At 69.4% G+C, this 16,248-nt stretch carries 18 protein-coding genes; 10 read left to right on the top strand and 8 right to left on the bottom strand.

Going from position 1 to position 16,248, the window contains the following annotated elements; all coding sequences use genetic code 11:
- Window positions 1-36: 36 nt before the first annotated feature.
- Window positions 37-774 carry a zinc ribbon domain-containing protein gene (locus tag ACFVIV_RS14620; protein WP_379196262.1) on the bottom strand — a complete coding sequence of 246 codons (738 nt, stop codon included), beginning with the start codon at window positions 772-774 and terminating at the stop codon, window positions 37-39.
- 167 nt (window positions 775-941) lie between these two features.
- On the opposite strand from ACFVIV_RS14620, the gene ACFVIV_RS14615 reads away from it, so the two are divergent.
- The gene (locus tag ACFVIV_RS14615; RefSeq protein ID WP_379196260.1) at window positions 942-1,388 is read left to right on the top strand and encodes an OsmC family protein; all 447 of its coding nucleotides are present in this window, start codon (window positions 942-944) and stop codon (window positions 1,386-1,388) included.
- 71 nt (window positions 1,389-1,459) lie between these two features.
- On the opposite strand, the gene ACFVIV_RS14610 is transcribed toward ACFVIV_RS14615, so the two are convergent.
- Entirely contained in the window at window positions 1,460-2,590 is a 1,131-nt protein-coding gene (locus ACFVIV_RS14610) for a Nif3-like dinuclear metal center hexameric protein (RefSeq protein ID WP_379196258.1), read from the bottom strand.
- A 61-nt stretch (window positions 2,591-2,651) separates the two neighbouring features.
- Window positions 2,652-3,719 (bottom strand): Rv2231c family pyridoxal phosphate-dependent protein CobC, encoded by a 1,068-nt coding sequence (cobC, locus tag ACFVIV_RS14605; protein WP_379196386.1) that lies wholly within the window; start codon window positions 3,717-3,719, stop codon window positions 2,652-2,654.
- A gap of 134 nt (window positions 3,720-3,853) precedes the next feature.
- Between cobC and ACFVIV_RS14600 the strand changes: the two genes are divergently transcribed.
- From ACFVIV_RS14600 to sigJ, 4 genes are all read left to right on the top strand, one after another.
- Entirely contained in the window at window positions 3,854-4,354 is a 501-nt protein-coding gene (locus tag ACFVIV_RS14600) for a low molecular weight protein-tyrosine-phosphatase (protein ID WP_379196256.1), read from the top strand.
- Window positions 4,355-4,374: 20 nt separating this feature from the next.
- Window positions 4,375-5,313 (top strand): SURF1 family protein, encoded by a 939-nt coding sequence (locus tag ACFVIV_RS14595; RefSeq protein ID WP_379196384.1) that lies wholly within the window; start codon window positions 4,375-4,377, stop codon window positions 5,311-5,313.
- A 246-nt stretch (window positions 5,314-5,559) separates the two neighbouring features.
- Window positions 5,560-6,480, top strand: coding sequence for a cobalamin biosynthesis protein (locus ACFVIV_RS14590; RefSeq protein ID WP_379196254.1), 921 nt, complete (start codon window positions 5,560-5,562; stop codon window positions 6,478-6,480).
- 111 nt (window positions 6,481-6,591) lie between these two features.
- On the top strand, window positions 6,592-7,572 hold the full coding sequence (gene sigJ / locus ACFVIV_RS14585) for an RNA polymerase sigma factor SigJ (RefSeq protein ID WP_379196252.1): 981 nt from the start codon (window positions 6,592-6,594) through the stop codon (window positions 7,570-7,572).
- Window positions 7,573-7,638: 66 nt separating this feature from the next.
- Here sigJ and ald read toward each other — a convergent pair whose 3' ends face one another.
- Both ald and ACFVIV_RS14575 read right to left on the bottom strand, forming a co-directional pair.
- Window positions 7,639-8,781, bottom strand: coding sequence for an alanine dehydrogenase (gene ald, locus ACFVIV_RS14580; RefSeq protein ID WP_379196250.1), 1,143 nt, complete (start codon window positions 8,779-8,781; stop codon window positions 7,639-7,641).
- A 266-nt stretch (window positions 8,782-9,047) separates the two neighbouring features.
- Window positions 9,048-9,821: an MBL fold metallo-hydrolase gene (locus ACFVIV_RS14575; protein ID WP_379196248.1), complete on the bottom strand. Its 774-nt coding sequence runs from the start codon at window positions 9,819-9,821 to the stop codon at window positions 9,048-9,050.
- Window positions 9,822-9,892: 71 nt separating this feature from the next.
- On the opposite strand from ACFVIV_RS14575, the gene ACFVIV_RS14570 reads away from it, so the two are divergent.
- From ACFVIV_RS14570 to ACFVIV_RS14550, 5 genes are all read left to right on the top strand, one after another.
- Window positions 9,893-10,852, top strand: a complete 960-nt coding sequence (locus tag ACFVIV_RS14570; protein WP_379196246.1) for a GlxA family transcriptional regulator — start codon at window positions 9,893-9,895, stop codon at window positions 10,850-10,852.
- Window positions 10,853-10,863: 11 nt separating this feature from the next.
- Entirely contained in the window at window positions 10,864-11,379 is a 516-nt protein-coding gene (locus ACFVIV_RS14565) for a gamma carbonic anhydrase family protein (RefSeq protein WP_379196244.1), read from the top strand.
- Window positions 11,380-11,518: 139 nt separating this feature from the next.
- The gene (locus tag ACFVIV_RS14560; RefSeq protein ID WP_379196242.1) at window positions 11,519-11,692 is read left to right on the top strand and encodes a hypothetical protein; all 174 of its coding nucleotides are present in this window, start codon (window positions 11,519-11,521) and stop codon (window positions 11,690-11,692) included.
- A 94-nt stretch (window positions 11,693-11,786) separates the two neighbouring features.
- The gene (locus ACFVIV_RS14555) at window positions 11,787-12,419 is read left to right on the top strand and encodes a TetR/AcrR family transcriptional regulator (protein WP_379196240.1); all 633 of its coding nucleotides are present in this window, start codon (window positions 11,787-11,789) and stop codon (window positions 12,417-12,419) included.
- A gap of 52 nt (window positions 12,420-12,471) precedes the next feature.
- Complete coding sequence (locus tag ACFVIV_RS14550) at window positions 12,472-13,185, top strand: vancomycin high temperature exclusion protein (protein WP_379196238.1); 714 nt, start codon at window positions 12,472-12,474, stop codon at window positions 13,183-13,185.
- A gap of 17 nt (window positions 13,186-13,202) precedes the next feature.
- On the opposite strand, the gene ACFVIV_RS14545 is transcribed toward ACFVIV_RS14550, so the two are convergent.
- The 3 genes from ACFVIV_RS14545 to ACFVIV_RS14535 form a co-directional block, all read right to left on the bottom strand.
- The gene (locus ACFVIV_RS14545) at window positions 13,203-13,940 is read right to left on the bottom strand and encodes a sterol desaturase family protein (protein ID WP_379196236.1); all 738 of its coding nucleotides are present in this window, start codon (window positions 13,938-13,940) and stop codon (window positions 13,203-13,205) included.
- A complete protein-coding gene (locus tag ACFVIV_RS14540; RefSeq protein WP_379196234.1) occupies window positions 13,937-14,662 on the bottom strand; it encodes a FadR/GntR family transcriptional regulator in 726 nt (241 codons plus the stop codon). The genes ACFVIV_RS14545 and ACFVIV_RS14540 overlap by 4 nt, the downstream gene beginning before the upstream one ends.
- Before the next feature lie 66 nt (window positions 14,663-14,728).
- A complete protein-coding gene (locus tag ACFVIV_RS14535) occupies window positions 14,729-16,237 on the bottom strand; it encodes an MFS transporter (RefSeq protein ID WP_379196232.1) in 1,509 nt (502 codons plus the stop codon).
- Window positions 16,238-16,248 lie beyond the last annotated feature (11 nt).

Here is a 16,248-nt window from a genome sequence, read left to right as displayed (position 1 = left end):
CTGTCGATTCCTGTACCGCGCGGAGCGCGCGGTGATTCACAGTCCTGATTGCTTGGTGCGCACCAGGATCGCGTTGCATTCCGGGCAGCGGACGACCACGTCGGGGGCGGTCTTGGCAATGCGGGCGATCTCGCCGCGGTCGAGTTCCATGCGGCAGGCGCCGCAGCGGCGGGCCTGTAGCAGGCCGGCGCCGACGCCGTAACCGGCGCGCTGCTTGTCGTAGGCAGCGAGCAGGTCGGCGGGGAAGGTCTTGGCGAGGGCGGCGCGGTCGGAATCGCAGCGCTGCTGGGCGACGGTCAGGTCGGCCAGGGCGTCGTCGCGGCGGCGTTCGGCGTCGACGAGGTCCTGTTCGGCCTTGTCCAGGTTGGCGCCGGCGTGGTCGTGATCGGCGGCGGCGGCCTCGCGGCGCTCCATGACCTCGATGAGGTCGTCCTCGAGGACATTGCGGCGGCGTTCCAGGCTGGTGAGCTCGTGCTGCAGCTCGGAAAGCTGCTTGGCGCCGACCGAACCGGCGGTCAGCATGCCCTTGTCGCGCTCCTCGCGCTTGCGGACGGCGTCGATCTCACCCTCGAGCTTGCGGATATCGCGGTCGAGATCGTCGATGAGGATCTCCACCTTGACCGCGGCATCCTTGCGGGTCGTCCGTTCCGCCTCCAGCTGCCGCACCTCCTGCTCCTCGGGCAGCACCTTGCGGCGATGCTCGATCCTCGTCAGCTCGGCGTCGACAGCGGCGAGGTCGAGCAGCTTGGCCTGGATCGATGGTTCGGCATTCAACGCGGAAGGTCTCCTGGACGCTATGGACGGTTCAAGACTCCCACCGTACCCGCCCGGCGAGCCCGCATTGCCCAACCCCACCGCATGCTGGACATTCGATCGGCGGGGACCTGGGCGAGTGCGAAAAACGGCGCGCGGCCGGGTGACGGATGTGACATGGTCGCCGTATGGGAGAGCATGTGTACGAGGTCGAGGTGACGTGGTCGGGCGAGACCACCGGGTATCGGTCCTATTCGCGGGATCACGAGGTGCTCGCGGCGGGACGGCCGCCGATTCCCGCTACCTCCGACCCGAAGTTCCGCGGGAGCAAGGAGCGCTGGAATCCGGAGCAGCTGCTGGTGGGGGCGCTGTCGGACTGCCACATGCTCTGGTATCTGCACCTGTGCGCGGAGGCGGGCGTGGTGGTGACGGGCTATCACGACACCGCGGTCGGGGTGATGGACGACGAGCGCTTCCAGCGGGTCACGCTGCGCCCCCGGGTCACCGTGACCGACCCGGAGATGATCGAGCCGGCGCTGGGGTTGCACGAGGAGGCGCACAAGAAGTGCTTCATCGCCAATTCGGTGAATTTTCCGGTGGGACACGAGCCGACGGTGGTGGCCAACCCGGCCTGAACGTGCACCAGGAGCGCGTATTCGGCGGTTTCCCGCCGATCGCGGCCTGGTAGTGGACGCTCAGGCCGCCATCACCCCTCCGCCGCGCCGATGCTCCACGGATCGGTGCGCAGCGTGGACACCCGCGTCTCCAGGGACGGCAGCGCCGTGCGGACAATACCTTCCGCCTGTGCGCACCAAGGGAATTCGGTCGCCCAGTGGGCGGCGTCGACCAGCGCCGGACCGCCGGCGCGCAGGTGCTCGTCGGCGGGGTGATGGCGCAGGTCGGCGGTGACGTAAGCGTCCACGCCCAGCCGGGCGACCTTGCCGAGGAAGGAATCACCCGCGCCGCCGCAGACCGCCACGGTGCGGATCACCCGATCCGGATCACCGGCGGCGCGCACACCCCACGTGGTCGCGGGCAACCCCTTGCGCACGCGAGCGGTGAACTCCCGCAGTGATTCCGGTGCGGCCAGCTCGCCGACGCGGCCGATGCCCAGACCCGACGGGAGCGCCGCCCGCTCGGTCACGTGATAGGCGGGCTCCTCGAACGGATGCGCGGCCCGCAAGGCCGCCAGCACCGCCGCGCGCTTGCCCGGGGATGCGACGACCTCGATACGGTCCTCATCCTCGACATGTAGTTCGCCGATCGCGCCCAGCGCCGGATTCGCGCCGTCGAGCGGCCGGAACTGCGCCGTTCCCGCTGCGCGCCAAGCACTGTCGTTGTAGTTGCCGTCCGCGCCGGCGCCCGCCGCGAACAGGGCGGCGAGCACCGCCTCGGTGTGGGTACTCGGCGTCAGCACCGTCCACTTGTCCAGGGCGGTAAGCGGTTTGGGATCCAGCGGCCCGGTGACCGTCAGCCCGATGGCCTGCGCCAGCGCATCCGAGACGCCCGGGTCTGCCGAATCGGCATTGGTGTGCGCGGTGAACAGCGCGCATCCGAACCGGATGAGCCGGTGCAGCAACGCCCCTTTCGGCGTATCGGCCGCCACGGTGTCCACCCCGCGCAGCAGCAGCGGATGGTGCACCACCAGCGCCTGCGCACCCCACTCGATGGCCTCGTCGACCACGGCCGCGGTGGCGTCCACCGCGAACAGCACCCGCGACACCGCCTCGTCCGGATCACCGCACACCAGCCCCACCGAGTCCCACGACTCGGCCAGTTTCGGCGGATACGCCGCATCCAAAGCCGCAATGAGATCCGCCAGCCGCACCGTCACCACAACCGAACCTCCTCCGAGACAGTCACATTCATACGGACTTCAGCACATCCCCGCCGGCGGCTCACAGCCCGACCTCCCGGATGGCCGCCACCAGCCGATCCACTTCGGTTGCGGGCCGCACCGCCAGCCGCAGGAATCCGGGCCCCAAGCCCGGAAAAGTGTCCCCGCGCCGCACCGCGATCCCCTTGGCCGCGAGCCGCTTCCGCAGCAGCTCCGCATCCGGAACCCGAATCAGCAGAAACGGCCCCCGCGCCGGTTCGTGCACCTCGACCCCGAGCTCGCGCAACCGCGGAATCATCGCCTGCCGGTCAGCGGCAATGCCTTCCGCCTTCCGCTGCGACTCCGCCACCGCCCCGGGCTCGGCGGTCGCCGCAATGGCCTCCAACTGCAATGTCCCCAACGGCCAATGCGCCCGCCCATGATTCAATCGCGCCAGCAACTCCGGATCCCCGAGCACATACCCGCACCGCAATCCCGCCAGCGCCCACGTCTTGGTGAGGCTCCGCAGTACCAGCACATCCGGATAACTCACCCCGGCAAGCGATTCCGGCTCCCCCACCACCGCATCGGCGAACGCCTCGTCCACCACCACGATCCGCCCGGGTCGCCGCAACCGCTGAATGCTCTCGGCCGAATGCAGCACCGACGTCGGATTGGTCGGATTCCCCACAACCACCAAATCCGCCTCGTCGGGCACCACCGCCGACTCCAGGGTGTACGGCGCCTCCAGCACCACCCGCACCACCGGCACCCCGGCCTCCCGCAACGCCAGCTCCGGCTCGGTGAACGACGGATGGATCGCCGCAGCCAAGCGCAGCCCCTGGCCATCTCCCGCCGCACCACCGGGGGCCGCCCCCAACCGCGGCAGCATGGCGAACCCTTCCGCCGCCCCCGCCAGCAACAGCACTTCCTCCGGCCTCCGCCCATGCCGAGCCGCCACGGCCGCCCGCGCCCTCCGCTCGTCGTCGCCGCCCGGATACCGCCCGAGCTCGGTGAGCCGGGCCGCCAACCGCTCCCGCAACCACTCCGGCGGCGCACTCCCCTGCACATTCACAGCGAAATCAACCATCCCCACCCGCGTCTCGACATCCCCGTGATGCCGCAACTTCGCCAGGTCGACTTCCCCCACCCCGGCCGGGCTCGAGGCATGGCTCACCGCGGCCTCCTGGGCGGGGGTGGCCGCGGGGGCTGGGGTGGGGTTGGCGGTGTCCTCCGGCACAGCGATCCACCCTACGTGGCCGGGTGCGGGGGCCAACCGACAGAATGGCTGTCGTGGGCGAGCTGCATGTGACCTTCATCTGCACCGGGAACATCTGCCGGTCTCCGATGGCCGAGAAGATCTTCCTGGCGCATCTCGAGCGCGCGGGGCTCACTGACCGGGTGCGGGTGAGCAGTGCCGGGACCGGGAGCTGGCATGTGGGGGACGAGGCCGATCCGCGGACGAACGCGGAACTGCGCGGGCACGGGTATCCGGTCGGGCATGCCGCCGCGGTGATCGGGGCCGATCATCGGGACGCGGATCTGCTGGTGGCGCTGGATACCGGGCATGAGCGGGCGCTGGCGCGGCTGGGGGTGCCGTCGGAGCGGCGGCGGTTGCTGCGCAGCTTCGATCCGGAGGCCGACGGGGCGGATGTGCCGGATCCGTATTACGGCGATCAGTCGGATTTCGTGCTGGTGCGCGAGCAGATCGAGGCGGCCGTGCCGGGATTGCTCGACTGGGTGCGGGAACAGCTCGGCGAACCGGCGAGGGGTGAGCGGGCATGAGCGGCTCGAAGCTTTCCGGGCTGCGGCGGCTCGGGTTCCTGCTGCGGCCCAGCTGGGTGATCCTGGCCGCGGTGGTCGCCGGGTTCGCGTATCTGTGTTTCACCGTGCTCGCGCCGTGGCAGCTGGGCAAGAACACCTCCACGTCGGAACGCAATCAGCGGATCGCCGACTCGGTGGAGGCCGCGCCGGTCGATATCACCACGATTCTCGCCGGTCCTGGCAAGGACACCGAATGGCATCGCGTCACCGCCAATGGCAGCTACGTCCCCGATTCGACCGTTCTGGTCCGGCTGCGCCATCTCGATGGCGCGCCCGCCTATTCGGTGCTCGCGGCCTTCCGGCTCGATGACGGCCGCACCCTGCTCGTGGATCGCGGCCAGATCGCCGCGATCAATGGCACCCGCGCACCCGAGATCCCGGCCCCGCCCACCGGCCCGCAGCATCTCGAGGCCCGCGTCCGCGCCTCCGAGGGCATAATCGAATCCAAGCCGCCGATGACCGAAGACGGCTACCGCCAGGTCTATTCGACCGACACCGAACAGGTCGCCACCGTCCTCGGCCTCCCGCTCACCCCCATCCCCACCGATGGCCGCGGCGGCTACCTGCAACTGGATCCCGGCCAGCCCGGCGCCTTCACCCCCGTCGCCCTCCCCCAGCTGGACGCCGGCCCCTACCTCTCCTACGGCCTGCAATGGCTGGCCTTCGGCATCATGGCGCCCCTCGGCCTCGGCTACTTCGTCTACGCCGAACTCCGCGCCCGCCGCCGCGAACGCGCCGCCGCCCCGGCCGAATCCGCCGCGCCCGACGAACCGAAACCCTCGATCGCACAGGCAACCTCACCCGAGGCAAGCGAACCCCGGCCGACTCCGGCGGCTGAGCCGAGTGCCTCGGCTCCGGCCCCGAAGCCCACCTCCAACGAGGCCCGCCTCGCCGACCGCTACGGTGGCACCCGCCGCTGATCGTCCTGATGAACGCGGCCAATCCGCGTCGGCACTCCCGCAGATGGCGGTCCCGGCCTGCGCCACCGCGTTCACGAGGCATCCGATGTGCTGGGCGCACACGACATCGGACTGGCACGCGCGCCGAATCGGGGAACCACAGTGGGTGCGGACCAGCCGGAAAGGTGCGTATCGGGATAGGTGCGCGGTGCCGGGGCGAATCGGGTGGTCGGTTAATCTCGCCGGGTGCGTGGGACTTCGACTGCAATGGGACTGGTGCTGGGATTCGCGCTGGATCGCGCCCTCGGCGACCCGCGCAGAGGGCATCCGGTGGCGGGATTCGGTTCGGCGGCACAGGCACTGGAGCGGGTGACCTATCGCGATGACCGGGCTGCCGGGGTCGTGCACGAGTTGGTGTTGGTGGGCGTCACGACCGGGCTCGGAATCGGGTTGTCGCGGGCGGTGTCCGGGAATCGCGCCGGTGAGGTGCTGGTGACGGCGCTGGCGACGTGGACCGTGCTGGGCGGGACCACCTTGGCGCGCACGGGGCGGGACATGGCGGATCGGCTCGAAGCCGGTGATCTGACGGGGGCGCGGGAGTTGCTGCCTTCGTTGTGCGGGCGGGATCCGGAGGTGCTCGATGCGGATGGGCTGGCTCGGGCGGCGCTGGAATCCATTGCGGAGAACACCTCGGATGCGACGGTCGCGCCGCTGGTGTGGGGTGCGGTGGCGGGGGTTCCGGGGCTGCTCGGCTATCGCGCGGTGAACACGCTCGATGCAATGGTCGGGTACCGCAATGAGCGGTACGGACGGTTCGGGTGGGCGGCGGCGCGGACGGACGATGTCGCGAATCTGGTGCCCGCCCGGGTCAGTGGTGCGATCACCACGGCCCTCGCACCGGTCATCGGTGGCCGCCCCGCCGATGCCTGGCGGGCGTGGCGGCGCGATGCGGCCGAGCATCCCAGCCCGAATGCCGGTGTGGCGGAATCGACCATGGCCGGGGCGCTCGGCGTCACCCTCGGCGGCAGGACCGAATACCGCCACGGCGTCGAAATGCGTCCCACTCTCGGCGATGGTCCCGCCCCGGTGGTCCGCGACCTGCGGCGTGCCGTCCGGCTGTCCGAAGCCGTACAGCTCGCCACCGCACTCGCGGCCGCGGCATTCGCCTGGTCCCGCCGCCGCGCGTAGTCACCGACCCACAAGACCGACCAGTCGGCTTGGAATGTCACAGTTATCCCGTCTGTTTCGTCGATTCGGTGACTCGTCCGAATCGGCGAGTGGGAACGAACGGTGAGGGCAATGAGCAACGACGAACGGCGGGGTGCGCCCGATCAGGCCGAGCTGGCACGGCAGTTCGAGGAGCATCGGAACTACCTGCGGCGGGTCGCCTACAGCACGCTCGGCAGCCTCAGCGACGCCGACGACGTGGTGCAGGAGGCCTGGCTGCGGTTGCAGCGGTACTACGAGACCAGTCCGGAGGGCGCGGATATCGAGAACCTGCGCGCCTGGCTGACCACGGTCACCGGGCGGCTGGCGCTGGATCATCTCGGTTCGGCGCGGGCGCGGCGAGAACAGTACGTCGGCGAGTGGCTGCCGGAGCCGGAGATCACCACCTGGGATGATCCGGCCGATCGGATCTCGCAGGACGAGCGGGTCACGACCGCGCTGCTGGTGGTGCTGGAATCCCTCTCGCCCGCCGAGCGCACGGCTTTCGTATTGCAGGACGTGTTCGGCATGACCGGCCCGGAGGTGGCGGAGGTGGTCGGCCGCACCCCGGCGGCCGTGCGCCAGTTGGCTTCCCGGGCCCGCAAGCATGTCGAGGCCGGCACGCCGCGCTTCCCGGCCAGCCCGGACGAGCACGAGAAGGTGGTGTCCGCCTTCGCCGTCGCATGGCGTTCCGGCGATCTGAGCGCCCTGCTGGGCCTGCTCGATTCGGATGTCACCTTCACCGCCGACGGCGGCGGCAAGGTGCAGGCGTTCCTCGATCCGCTGCACGGGGCCGAGACCGTGGCCAACACCTTCCTGGGCTTCCTCCGCCATGCCGCGCACGTGGGCGGGGCGTGGGGCCGGTCGGTGCTGGTCAACGGCCGCCCGGGTCTGGTGGTGTTCGACGGCAAGCACACCGGCGTCTTCTCGTTCACCATCGACGAGGGCCGGATCATCAATATCGACGTGGTCCGCAACCCGGACAAGCTGCAGAACCTGCCGAGCGAGGGCGATCCGGACTGGCAGCTCGGCAGCACGGAATCCACCGAGGGCTCGGACGGCTCGGCCGACTGAGCGCTGAAACGGAGGGCCCGCAACCGGATTCGGTCCGGCTGCGGGCCCGTCGTCGTCAGACCTTGGTCAGCCCTTGCCCTGCGGCGTGCCGAGAATGCTCAGGAACGTCGTCTTGCCCGCAGGCTGCAAACCGTGTGCCGCTGCGACTTCCCGGGAGAACAATTGGCCGCCATCGGCCGTGAGCCCCTGGGCCAGACCGGGATCGGCGTCGCAGGCCGCGCGCCAGCCCTGGTCGGCGATGGCGCGCGCATAGGGCAGGGTCGCATTGGTGAGCGCCCAGGTGGAGGTGTGCGGCACCGCGCCGGGCATGTTCGCGACGCAGTAGAACAGCGAATCCGCCACTCGGAAGGTGGGTTCGGCGTGCGTGGTCGGATGCGAGCTCTCGAAGCAGCCGCCCTGGTCGATGGCGATGTCCACCAGCACCGAGCCCGGTCGCATGCCCGCCACCAGGGTGTCGGGCACCAGTTTCGGGGCGCGCGCCCCCGGCACCAGCACCGAGCCGATCACCAGATCCGCCGCCAGCACCGTCCTTTCGACCTCGGCCGCATTGGAACCGAGCGTCGTGATGCGCCCGCCGAACCGGGCGTCCAGCTCCCGCAGGCGCGGAATATTGGTGTCCAGCACGGTGACCCGCGCGCCCATGCCGACCGCGACGGCCGCCGCGCTGCTGCCGGCCATGCCGCCGCCGAGCACCACCACCTCGGCCTGCCGCACCCCGGGCACTCCGCCGAGCAGGACGCCCGCCCCGCCCTGCGGAGTCATCAGGTGGTACGCGCCGACCTGGGTGCCGAGCTTTCCCGCAACCTCGCTCATCGGCGCGAGCAATGGCAGCGAACCATCCGCAGCCCGCACGGTCTCGTAGGCGATGGCGGTGATCCCGGAGTGCAGGATCGCATCGGTGCACTCCTTGGAGGCCGCCAGATGCAGGAAGGTGAACAGCACCTGCCCGGCTCGCATGCGCGGATACTCCTCGGCAATGGGCTCCTTCACCTTCAGCACCAGGTTCGCCACGTCCCAGACATCGTCTGCCCTGGTCAGCAGCTTGGCACCGGCAGCGAGGTAGTCGGCGTCGGCGAACCCGGAGCCGACGCCCGCGCCCTCCTCCACCACCACCTCGTGCCCGTTCCGCACCAGCTCCCCGGCGCCCGCCGGCGTGAGCGCGACCCGGTACTCCTGCTCCTTGACCTCCCGTGGGACACCAATCCGCATACCGCCCATCGTGGACCAGAACCCCGGTCTCGGCCATGAGCGCCACGACCCTAGTTCGGATCCGCAATCCGATAGCAATCGGAGGGTTGGCGGGGGCTAGGCCCCCGAACCCCCTTAGCCAAGCCGCCCGACCGAGCCGGGCGACGGCGGGACCGGCCTCAGCCAAGGCGCCGACCTAGCTGGGCGACAGTGGGACTGGCCCCAGGCGAGGCGCCGACCTAGCCGGGCGACAGTGGGACTGGCCTCAGCCAAGCCCCGCTCCTGATTCAGGCAGTCACAGTGAGCGGCTCGCCGGCGACCGGGATGCGGAGTTGGTTGGTGCGGCCGGCGTAGTCGAAGTTGCGGATGAGGTAGTCGAGGGACTCGGAGAAGTGGGCCCAGCCTTCGGCGTGGACGGGGATGATGAGGGCATTGCCCAGGGCGGCGGCGGCTTTGACGGCGGTGCGGCCGTTGAGGGTGACGTCGGTGTCGCCGAAGCGTTCGACGTTGGCGGCGCCGACGTTGAGGATGGCGAGGTCGATGCGGCCGATGCGGGTGGCGATCTGCTCGACCAGGTCGACGGAGGCGTTGTCGCCGGAGACGTAGACGGTGGGTTGGCCGTCGGCTTGCAGGATGAAGCCGGTGACCACGCCGGAGAGGGCTTCGGCGCCCTCGGGGCCGTGCAGGGCGGGGACGCCGGTGACGGTGACGTCGCCGATGCGCACCGACTCCCAGTTCTGCAGGCCCTGAACGCCTTCCATGCGGCCGGCGGCGTCGGGGGTGGACAGCACGCGGTCGACGGTGGTCAGGAACTGGCGTCCGGAGGTGTCCAGATTGTCGGGGTGCTGATCGTGCGAGAGCAGCACCACGTCCACCGCGCCGATGCGATCCGCGGGCACGGCCGGGCCGGTCAGCTTGCGCAGCGTGATGCCGACGTTGTAGCTGCCGGGCTCATCGAACGTGGGATCGGTCAGCCAGGTCAGGTTGCCGTAGCGGAAGCGCACGGTGGGGCCGCCGATGTGCAGGATCTCGAGGGTGGCGGAAGCGATCGTGTTCGTCATGACACCGAGTTTCGTTCGGCGGCAACCACTCCGACAGTGGCCCGAAGGCCGAGCATCGATAATATCGGGCCATGCATTCGGTGGCCGTGCTGGCGTTCGATCAGATCAGTCCCTTCCACCTGTCGGTGCCCAGCCTGGTCTTCGGCCGCGTCGGCGCGGGCGCGGAGCACGGCACGCCCTATCAGGTCCGGGTGTGCGCCGAGAGCCCCGGAATCCTGTCCACCCCAGCCGGATTCGACATCATCGTGCAGCACGGCCTGGAGGTCGTGGACGAGGCGGACACGGTGGTCATCCCGAGCTGGCAGCGCCATCGCCCGCTGCCCGACCCGAGCCGCGCGGCCCTGCGCCGCGCCCACGAGCGCGGCGCCCGCATCGTCGGCCTCTGCCTGGGCTCCTGGGCGGTCGCCGCCAGCGGTCTCGCCGACGGCCGCGAGCTCACCACCCACTGGTCCGCCGCCGCCGAACTGGCCCGCGCCTTCCCCGCGGTCCGCGTCCGCGCCGACACCCTCTGGTCCGATCACGGCGATCTCATCACCTCCGCCGGCGTCGCCGCCGCCCTGGACTGCTGCCTGCACCTGGTCCGCGCCGATCTGGGCAGCCGCACCGCCACCGACCTGGCCCGCGCCCTGGTGCTGGCCCCGCACCGCAGCGGCTCCCAGGCCCAGTACATCCCGGTGGCCGTCCCCGACGCCCTCGACGACGATCCCGTGGAGCACGCCATGGTCTGGGCCCGAACACATCTCGACGAAGCCATCGACCTCGACTCCTGGGCCCGCACCGCGGTCATGTCCCGCCGCACCTTCACCCGCCGCTTCCGCGAGCGCACCGGCTCCAGCCCCCAGCAGTGGCTGCTGCATCAGCGCATCGACCGCGCCCGCCTGCTGCTGGAATCCACCGACGACACCATGGACCGCATTGCCTCCGACGCCGGCCTGGGCACCGCGGTCAATCTCCGCCACCACTTCCACCGCGTCCTCGGTACGACCCCCGCCGCCCACCGCGCGCAGTTCCGCCTGCAACCCACCCGCTAGGTTCTGGGGTCATGATCATTCAGCTGGGCGAGCATTCGCCGGAGATCGATGAGAGTGCGTGGATCGCGCCCAATGCCAGCGTGATCGGGCGCGTGCGGCTGGGCGCCGAGGTGAGCGTCTGGTATTCGGCGGTGCTGCGCGGGGATATGGACGCGATCCGCGTGGGCGATCGGTCGAATATCCAGGACGGGTGCGTGCTGCATGCCGATCCCGGGTTCCCGTGTACGGTCGGTGCGGGAGTTTCGGTCGGGCACAACGCGATCCTGCACGGCTGTACGGTCGGCGACGATGTGCTCGTCGGTATGGGCGCCACGGTGCTCAATGGCGCGGTCATCGGTGCGGGCAGTCTCATTGCCGCCAATGCCCTCATTCCGGAGGGCGCGCAGATTCCGCCGGGTTCGCTGGTGGCCGGCATTCCGGGCAAGGTACGCCGTGAACTGGGCGAAGCCGAGCTGGACCGGATTCGCCTGAATGCCGCGGCGTACCTGCACAACACGAGCCTGCATCGGGCCGGTCAAGAGCGGTGACTGAAGAGGGTCTGTGATAAGGCCCACACTGAACAAGCGACCATATAACCCGCTGCTAGCATTCTCGAAGCGTTCCCGGCGGCCCGGGTTATGCCGCCGCTTGCCGGGTGCGCGCTCGGGCTAGCAGGAGGTTACAACGGTGCCGTACGAGCAGGACGGTATGCACCGACGGCGGATCAGCGTGGCCGATATCGCGGCCCAGCCGGGGGGCATCGAGGCGCTACAGCGCCGGGTTCACGAATTACGTTCCAGCGGAATCGATTTCGCCGCCAATGCGATCGAGAGCGAAATGGCGGCGCTGAAGCTGCACTAGCGGCGGGCCCCACACCTGCACGGGTGAGGCAGTGAGATAATCGCTGCGCCCCAGCCGCAACGTCGCGGATGCCAACCGATCGACTGGAGACTCGATGCCGTCCGTGCCCGCCATCCTGCAACGCATTCTGGAAAAGCCGCGGGCCGAAGGCGAGCAGCTATTGGAGAGCGCGCTATCGGCGTTCCTCGACTTCGGGATCAAGCGAACCAGTATGGGGGAGATCGCCCGTCGCGCCGGGATCAGCCCCGCCACGCTGTACCGGCGGTTCGAATCCAAGAACGATCTCGTCGAGGCCGTGAGCGTGCGCGAGGCCCAGCAGTTCGTGGCCGAGATCGACAAGCGGGTGCAGGAGGTCGCGCACAATGGCGCCTCGGTCAGCGAGCAACTGGTGGAGATCTTCGTCGCCTTCATCACCAATCTCGCCAACAACAAACTGCTGCAACGACTCCTGCGCACCGAACCGGACGTGATCCTGCCCCGGCTCACCACCGATGCCGGACCGGTGCTGGCGGTCGGACGCACCTACCTGGCCGAAAAGCTGCGCACCCTCCAGGAATCCAGCCATGTGAACGACTTCGACGCCGACCTGGTCGCGGAAGTGCTTGCCCGCCTCGGCCAGTCGCTGGTGCTGACCCCGGACGGCCTCATCCCGCTCGGCGACGAGCAGGCCGCACGCGATTTCGCCCGCCGCACCATGCTGCCCATGGTGGGCGTGCAGCCGGACTGACCGCAAGAGATCGTTAAGCCGATCACGGGTGCGGCGCTGCCACACTGACGCCATGAAGCTCCGCCCCTTGCCGCAGTCCGTCCGCACCCGGGCCGCCACCTGGCTGCGGCCACGCCGGATCGCGAAACTGGTGACCGCCGCGGTCCTCGCCGCACTCCTGGTGGGTGCCGGCTCGGTGCTGTGGGTCCGGTTCACGACCGACGAGTACCTCTACAGCGCGCAGACCGCCCCGAACGCCGATGTGGCGATCATCTTCGGCGCGGAGGTCTACCGCGACGGCACGCCCTCCGAATTCCTCGCCGCCCGCCTGGATCTGGGCAAGCAACTGCTGGACTCCGGCAAGGTGAAGGCGCTGCTGCTCACCGGGGACAATGGCCGCGAGACCTACAGCGAACCCGACAGCATGCGCCGATACCTCATCGGCAAGGGCGTGCCCGCTGCCAAGATCGCGCTCGACTACGCGGGTTTCAGCACCTACGAATCCTGCGCCCGCGCGCACCGTATCTTCGGCGTCGGCAGCGCCATCGTGGTGACCCAGGACTTCAGCCTGCCGCGCACGGTGGCGCTGTGCCGTTCGGTCGGCATCGACGCCCTGGGCGTGGGCGATGACGGCCGCCTGCACGACACCACGTATCGGCGGAACTGGCTGCGCGATCAGCTCGCGACCACCAAGGCCATCTACTCGATTGTCGTGCAACCGGATCCGACCTTCCTGGGCAGGCAGGAGACCACCGTCCGCGATGCCATGGCCGCGGATCCGCGCTAGCCGGTGCCGAATCCGGCTCAGGCCCGGGCGTGCAAGGCTTTCACCGTCGGCGAGCTTTCCACGGTGGCCGAATCCGGGTAGGTGCGCAGCACGCGATCGGCGGTGCCCGAGGTGGTCACGGTGAACCAGTAGTGCTCGTTCTTGAAGTGGTGCAGGCGGTGATTGCGCCAGACTGCCTTGAAGAGCTTGGTTTTCGGCTTGTAGTCGGTGTGGATCAGGTAGTGCGTCCACTCGTAGTTCAGGCCGAGGACGCCGAGCACGGTCAGGAAGGTCAGACCCATTCCGAGCCGGGGGAAGGCCAGCAGGCCGAGGGCGGCCAGGGCGGGCAGCAGCCACAGGAAGGTCTGCCACGGAATGAAGATGAGCGGGATTGCCCGCGGGTCGGTGTGGTGCTCGCGATGTTTGCGAGCCAGTAGCGAATCCACGGTCACCGGGCCGAGAGTGCGTGGCCGCCAATGCAGGACACAGACGTGGATGAGCCATTCGGTGAAGGGGAACAGCGCCAGCATGACCACGGGGACGAGGGCGTCGGTCCACTGCCAGTCGCCGGCGAGGATCCGGGCGGTGAGCGCGGTGACCAGCATTCCGGCAATGATCCACGGCGAGGGATGCCGCAGGAATTCGCGGAAGGCCGCGCCGAGGGTCAGCTGCTTGCGCCGCGGCCGGGCTTCCTCCGCGGCCAGCTGGGTGCGGGCCTGTGCGTCGATCGCGGCTTCCTTGGCGCGACGATTTCTGATTCGCGTGGCTACGTTCATTGTTCTGTTTCCTCCATCCGGCGCATCACGGTCTCGAATTCCGTGCCCGCCAAAGCCAAGAGCTCGCCCGCGGACTCGCGGGCGGCGGCGCTGTCGCCGTCCGTGACCGCCGCCGCGAGCCGCCGATACCGGTCGATCTGCCCGACCTCGGCGGCCATGACGCCCGCGAGCGCGACGATCGCGGGCTCGTACACGGCCTTGAGGTTGTTGAACAGCAGCCGGTAGACGATCGAATCCGCGGCATCCACCAGGTGATCCCAGAAGCCGAGCGCCTCGATCTGCTGGGCCACCGGGTCCGACTGCGCGGCAAGCGATTCCAGCGCGTCATCGAGCGCACCGGCAATCCGCGAGCCACCGCGCTCGGCGGCCAGGGCCGCGATCTCGCCGCCCATGGCCCGCCGGGTCTCCAGCACGCTGCGAATCACCGCCGGGTCCAGCCGGCCCTTGCGAATCAGCAAGCGCGGCAGCAGATCCAGACCGGCGGAGCGCCGGAAGTCGCGGACCGTGGTGGCCCCGCCCTGCCGGACCTCGACCAGCCCGCTGTGCGCCAGCCGTTGCAGCGCCTCCCGCACGGTCGGCCGCGACACCCCGAGGGCCTCGGCCAGCTGCCGTTCGGCGGGCAGCGCCGCGCCCGGTTCCAGGTCCCCGTCGAGCACCTCGCCGACGAGTTGATCGAACACGGTGTCCGGCACGGTGCGCCGATCGATTCGCTTGATCGCCATGCCACCGACGGTACGACCCGAGTGGCCAGGTGGTCAAGTGGTCAGACCACTTTAGCTTTTCCCAGGTCAGGTCGAGAACGGTGAGCCCGCGCCTTCGGATCGGGTCTGCCCGCCCCGCCCGGTGACCGACAGCGGCAGGGCGATGTCCTCGAGCGCCCGGCCCTCGGCATTCACGGCCAGCGCCCGCGCGATCACCCCGCCGATGATCATGACGGCCGCGCCCAGCAGATAGCCCAGGAACAACCGGCCCGGCCGCGAACCGTCGCCGATCAGCGCGCCGTAGATACCGGGGCCGAGCGCGCCCACGCACTGCCCGATGGCGAAGAACACCGCAATGGACTTCGCCCGCACCTCCAGCGGGAAGATCTCGCTCACCGTGAGGTATGCCGAACTCGCGCCCGCCGAGGCGAAGAAGAAGATGACGCACCAGCACAGCGTCTGGGTGACCGCATTGAGCCACCCCGCGTAGAACATGGCGGCGGAGACGGCGAGCAGCACACCGGAGAGGATGTAGGTACCCGAGATCATGGTGCGCCGCCCGACGGTGTCGAACAGATGCCCGATGGTGAAGGGCCCCAGCAGGTTTCCGGCCGCGAACGCGATCAGGTAGATGGGCGTCTCCGAGGCGGGCACGCCGTAGAACTTGCCCAGCACCAGCGTGTAGGTGAAGAAGATCGCGTTGTAGAGGAACGACTGGCTGATCATCAGCGAGGCGCCCAGCACCGCCCGCTGCGGATACTCGCGGAACAGCACCCGGGTCAGCGCCACGAAGCCGATCCGCTCAGCGGGCTTGACCTCCATGGCCTTCGACTCGTCGATGGGCGGCAGCTCGTGCCCGGTCGCCGCCACCTCCCGCTCGATGCCGGCAATGGTGGTCTCCGCCGCCCGCTCGTGCCCGTGCATGATCTGCCAGCGCGGGCTCTCCGGAAGATGCCGCCGCACCAGCAGAATCACCACGCCCAGCACCGGGCCGATCAGGAATCCGATGCGCCAGCCCACCGACAAACTCATATGATTCAGCAGAATGTAGGTGCCGATGGTGCCGATAACCGCACCGGCCCAATAGGTTCCATTCACCGCAATATCAACTCGGCCCCGATACCGCGCGGGAATCAGCTCGTCGATAGCGGAATTGATCGCCGCGTACTCACCGCCGATGCCCATACCGGCGATGAACCGCGTGACATACAGGAATGCGATCCAGCCGGGACCGTTTCCCAGCGTGAACGCGGTGAGCCCGCTGCCGATCAGATATACGCCCAGCGTGATCATGAACAGATTCCGCCGCCCCAGCCGGTCGGACAAATTGCCGAAAAGCAACGCGCCCACCACTTCTCCGGCCAGGTACACCGTGGCCATCAACCCCACCGCGGTGGAGGACAGGGCCAGGGTCTCCGGTTCGGTCAGCGTCTCCGCCACCGCGCTGGCCACCGTGATCTCGAGTCCGTCGAGGATCCACGCCACCCCCAGGGCGACCACCATCCGGGTGTGAAAGCGCGACCACGGCAATCGATCGATACGCGCCGGAACCAATGTCCGAACCGCGCCCTCCGCCACTTCCGGCGACCCCGACATCACGACCTCCC

Origin of the sequence: Nocardia sp. NPDC127526, assembly GCF_042672265.1 — a bacterium.
Classification (GTDB): Bacteria; Actinomycetota; Actinomycetes; order Mycobacteriales; family Mycobacteriaceae; genus Nocardia.
Note: the sequence above shows the minus strand (reverse complement) of the source record. Positions and strands in the feature narration are given on the sequence as shown.

Excerpts from the sequence above, each read along its gene's own strand:
- ACFVIV_RS14615 (WP_379196260.1), top strand. The coding sequence starts at position 942 with ATGGGAGAGCATGTGTACGAGGTCGAGGTGACGTGGTCGGGCGAGACC.
- ACFVIV_RS14600 (WP_379196256.1), top strand. The coding sequence starts at position 3,854 with ATGGCTGTCGTGGGCGAGCTGCATGTGACCTTCATCTGCACCGGGAAC.
- ACFVIV_RS14590 (WP_379196254.1), top strand. The coding sequence starts at position 5,560 with ATGGGACTGGTGCTGGGATTCGCGCTGGATCGCGCCCTCGGCGACCCG.
- sigJ (WP_379196252.1), top strand. The coding sequence starts at position 6,592 with ATGAGCAACGACGAACGGCGGGGTGCGCCCGATCAGGCCGAGCTGGCA.
- ald (WP_379196250.1), bottom strand. The coding sequence starts at position 8,781 with ATGCGGATTGGTGTCCCACGGGAGGTCAAGGAGCAGGAGTACCGGGTC.
- ACFVIV_RS14575 (WP_379196248.1), bottom strand. The coding sequence starts at position 9,821 with ATGACGAACACGATCGCTTCCGCCACCCTCGAGATCCTGCACATCGGC.
- ACFVIV_RS14570 (WP_379196246.1), top strand. The coding sequence starts at position 9,893 with ATGCATTCGGTGGCCGTGCTGGCGTTCGATCAGATCAGTCCCTTCCAC.
- ACFVIV_RS14565 (WP_379196244.1), top strand. The coding sequence starts at position 10,864 with ATGATCATTCAGCTGGGCGAGCATTCGCCGGAGATCGATGAGAGTGCG.
- ACFVIV_RS14555 (WP_379196240.1), top strand. The coding sequence starts at position 11,787 with ATGCCGTCCGTGCCCGCCATCCTGCAACGCATTCTGGAAAAGCCGCGG.
- ACFVIV_RS14550 (WP_379196238.1), top strand. The coding sequence starts at position 12,472 with ATGAAGCTCCGCCCCTTGCCGCAGTCCGTCCGCACCCGGGCCGCCACC.
- ACFVIV_RS14545 (WP_379196236.1), bottom strand. The coding sequence starts at position 13,940 with ATGAACGTAGCCACGCGAATCAGAAATCGTCGCGCCAAGGAAGCCGCG.
- ACFVIV_RS14540 (WP_379196234.1), bottom strand. The coding sequence starts at position 14,662 with ATGGCGATCAAGCGAATCGATCGGCGCACCGTGCCGGACACCGTGTTC.
- ACFVIV_RS14535 (WP_379196232.1), bottom strand. The coding sequence starts at position 16,237 with ATGTCGGGGTCGCCGGAAGTGGCGGAGGGCGCGGTTCGGACATTGGTT.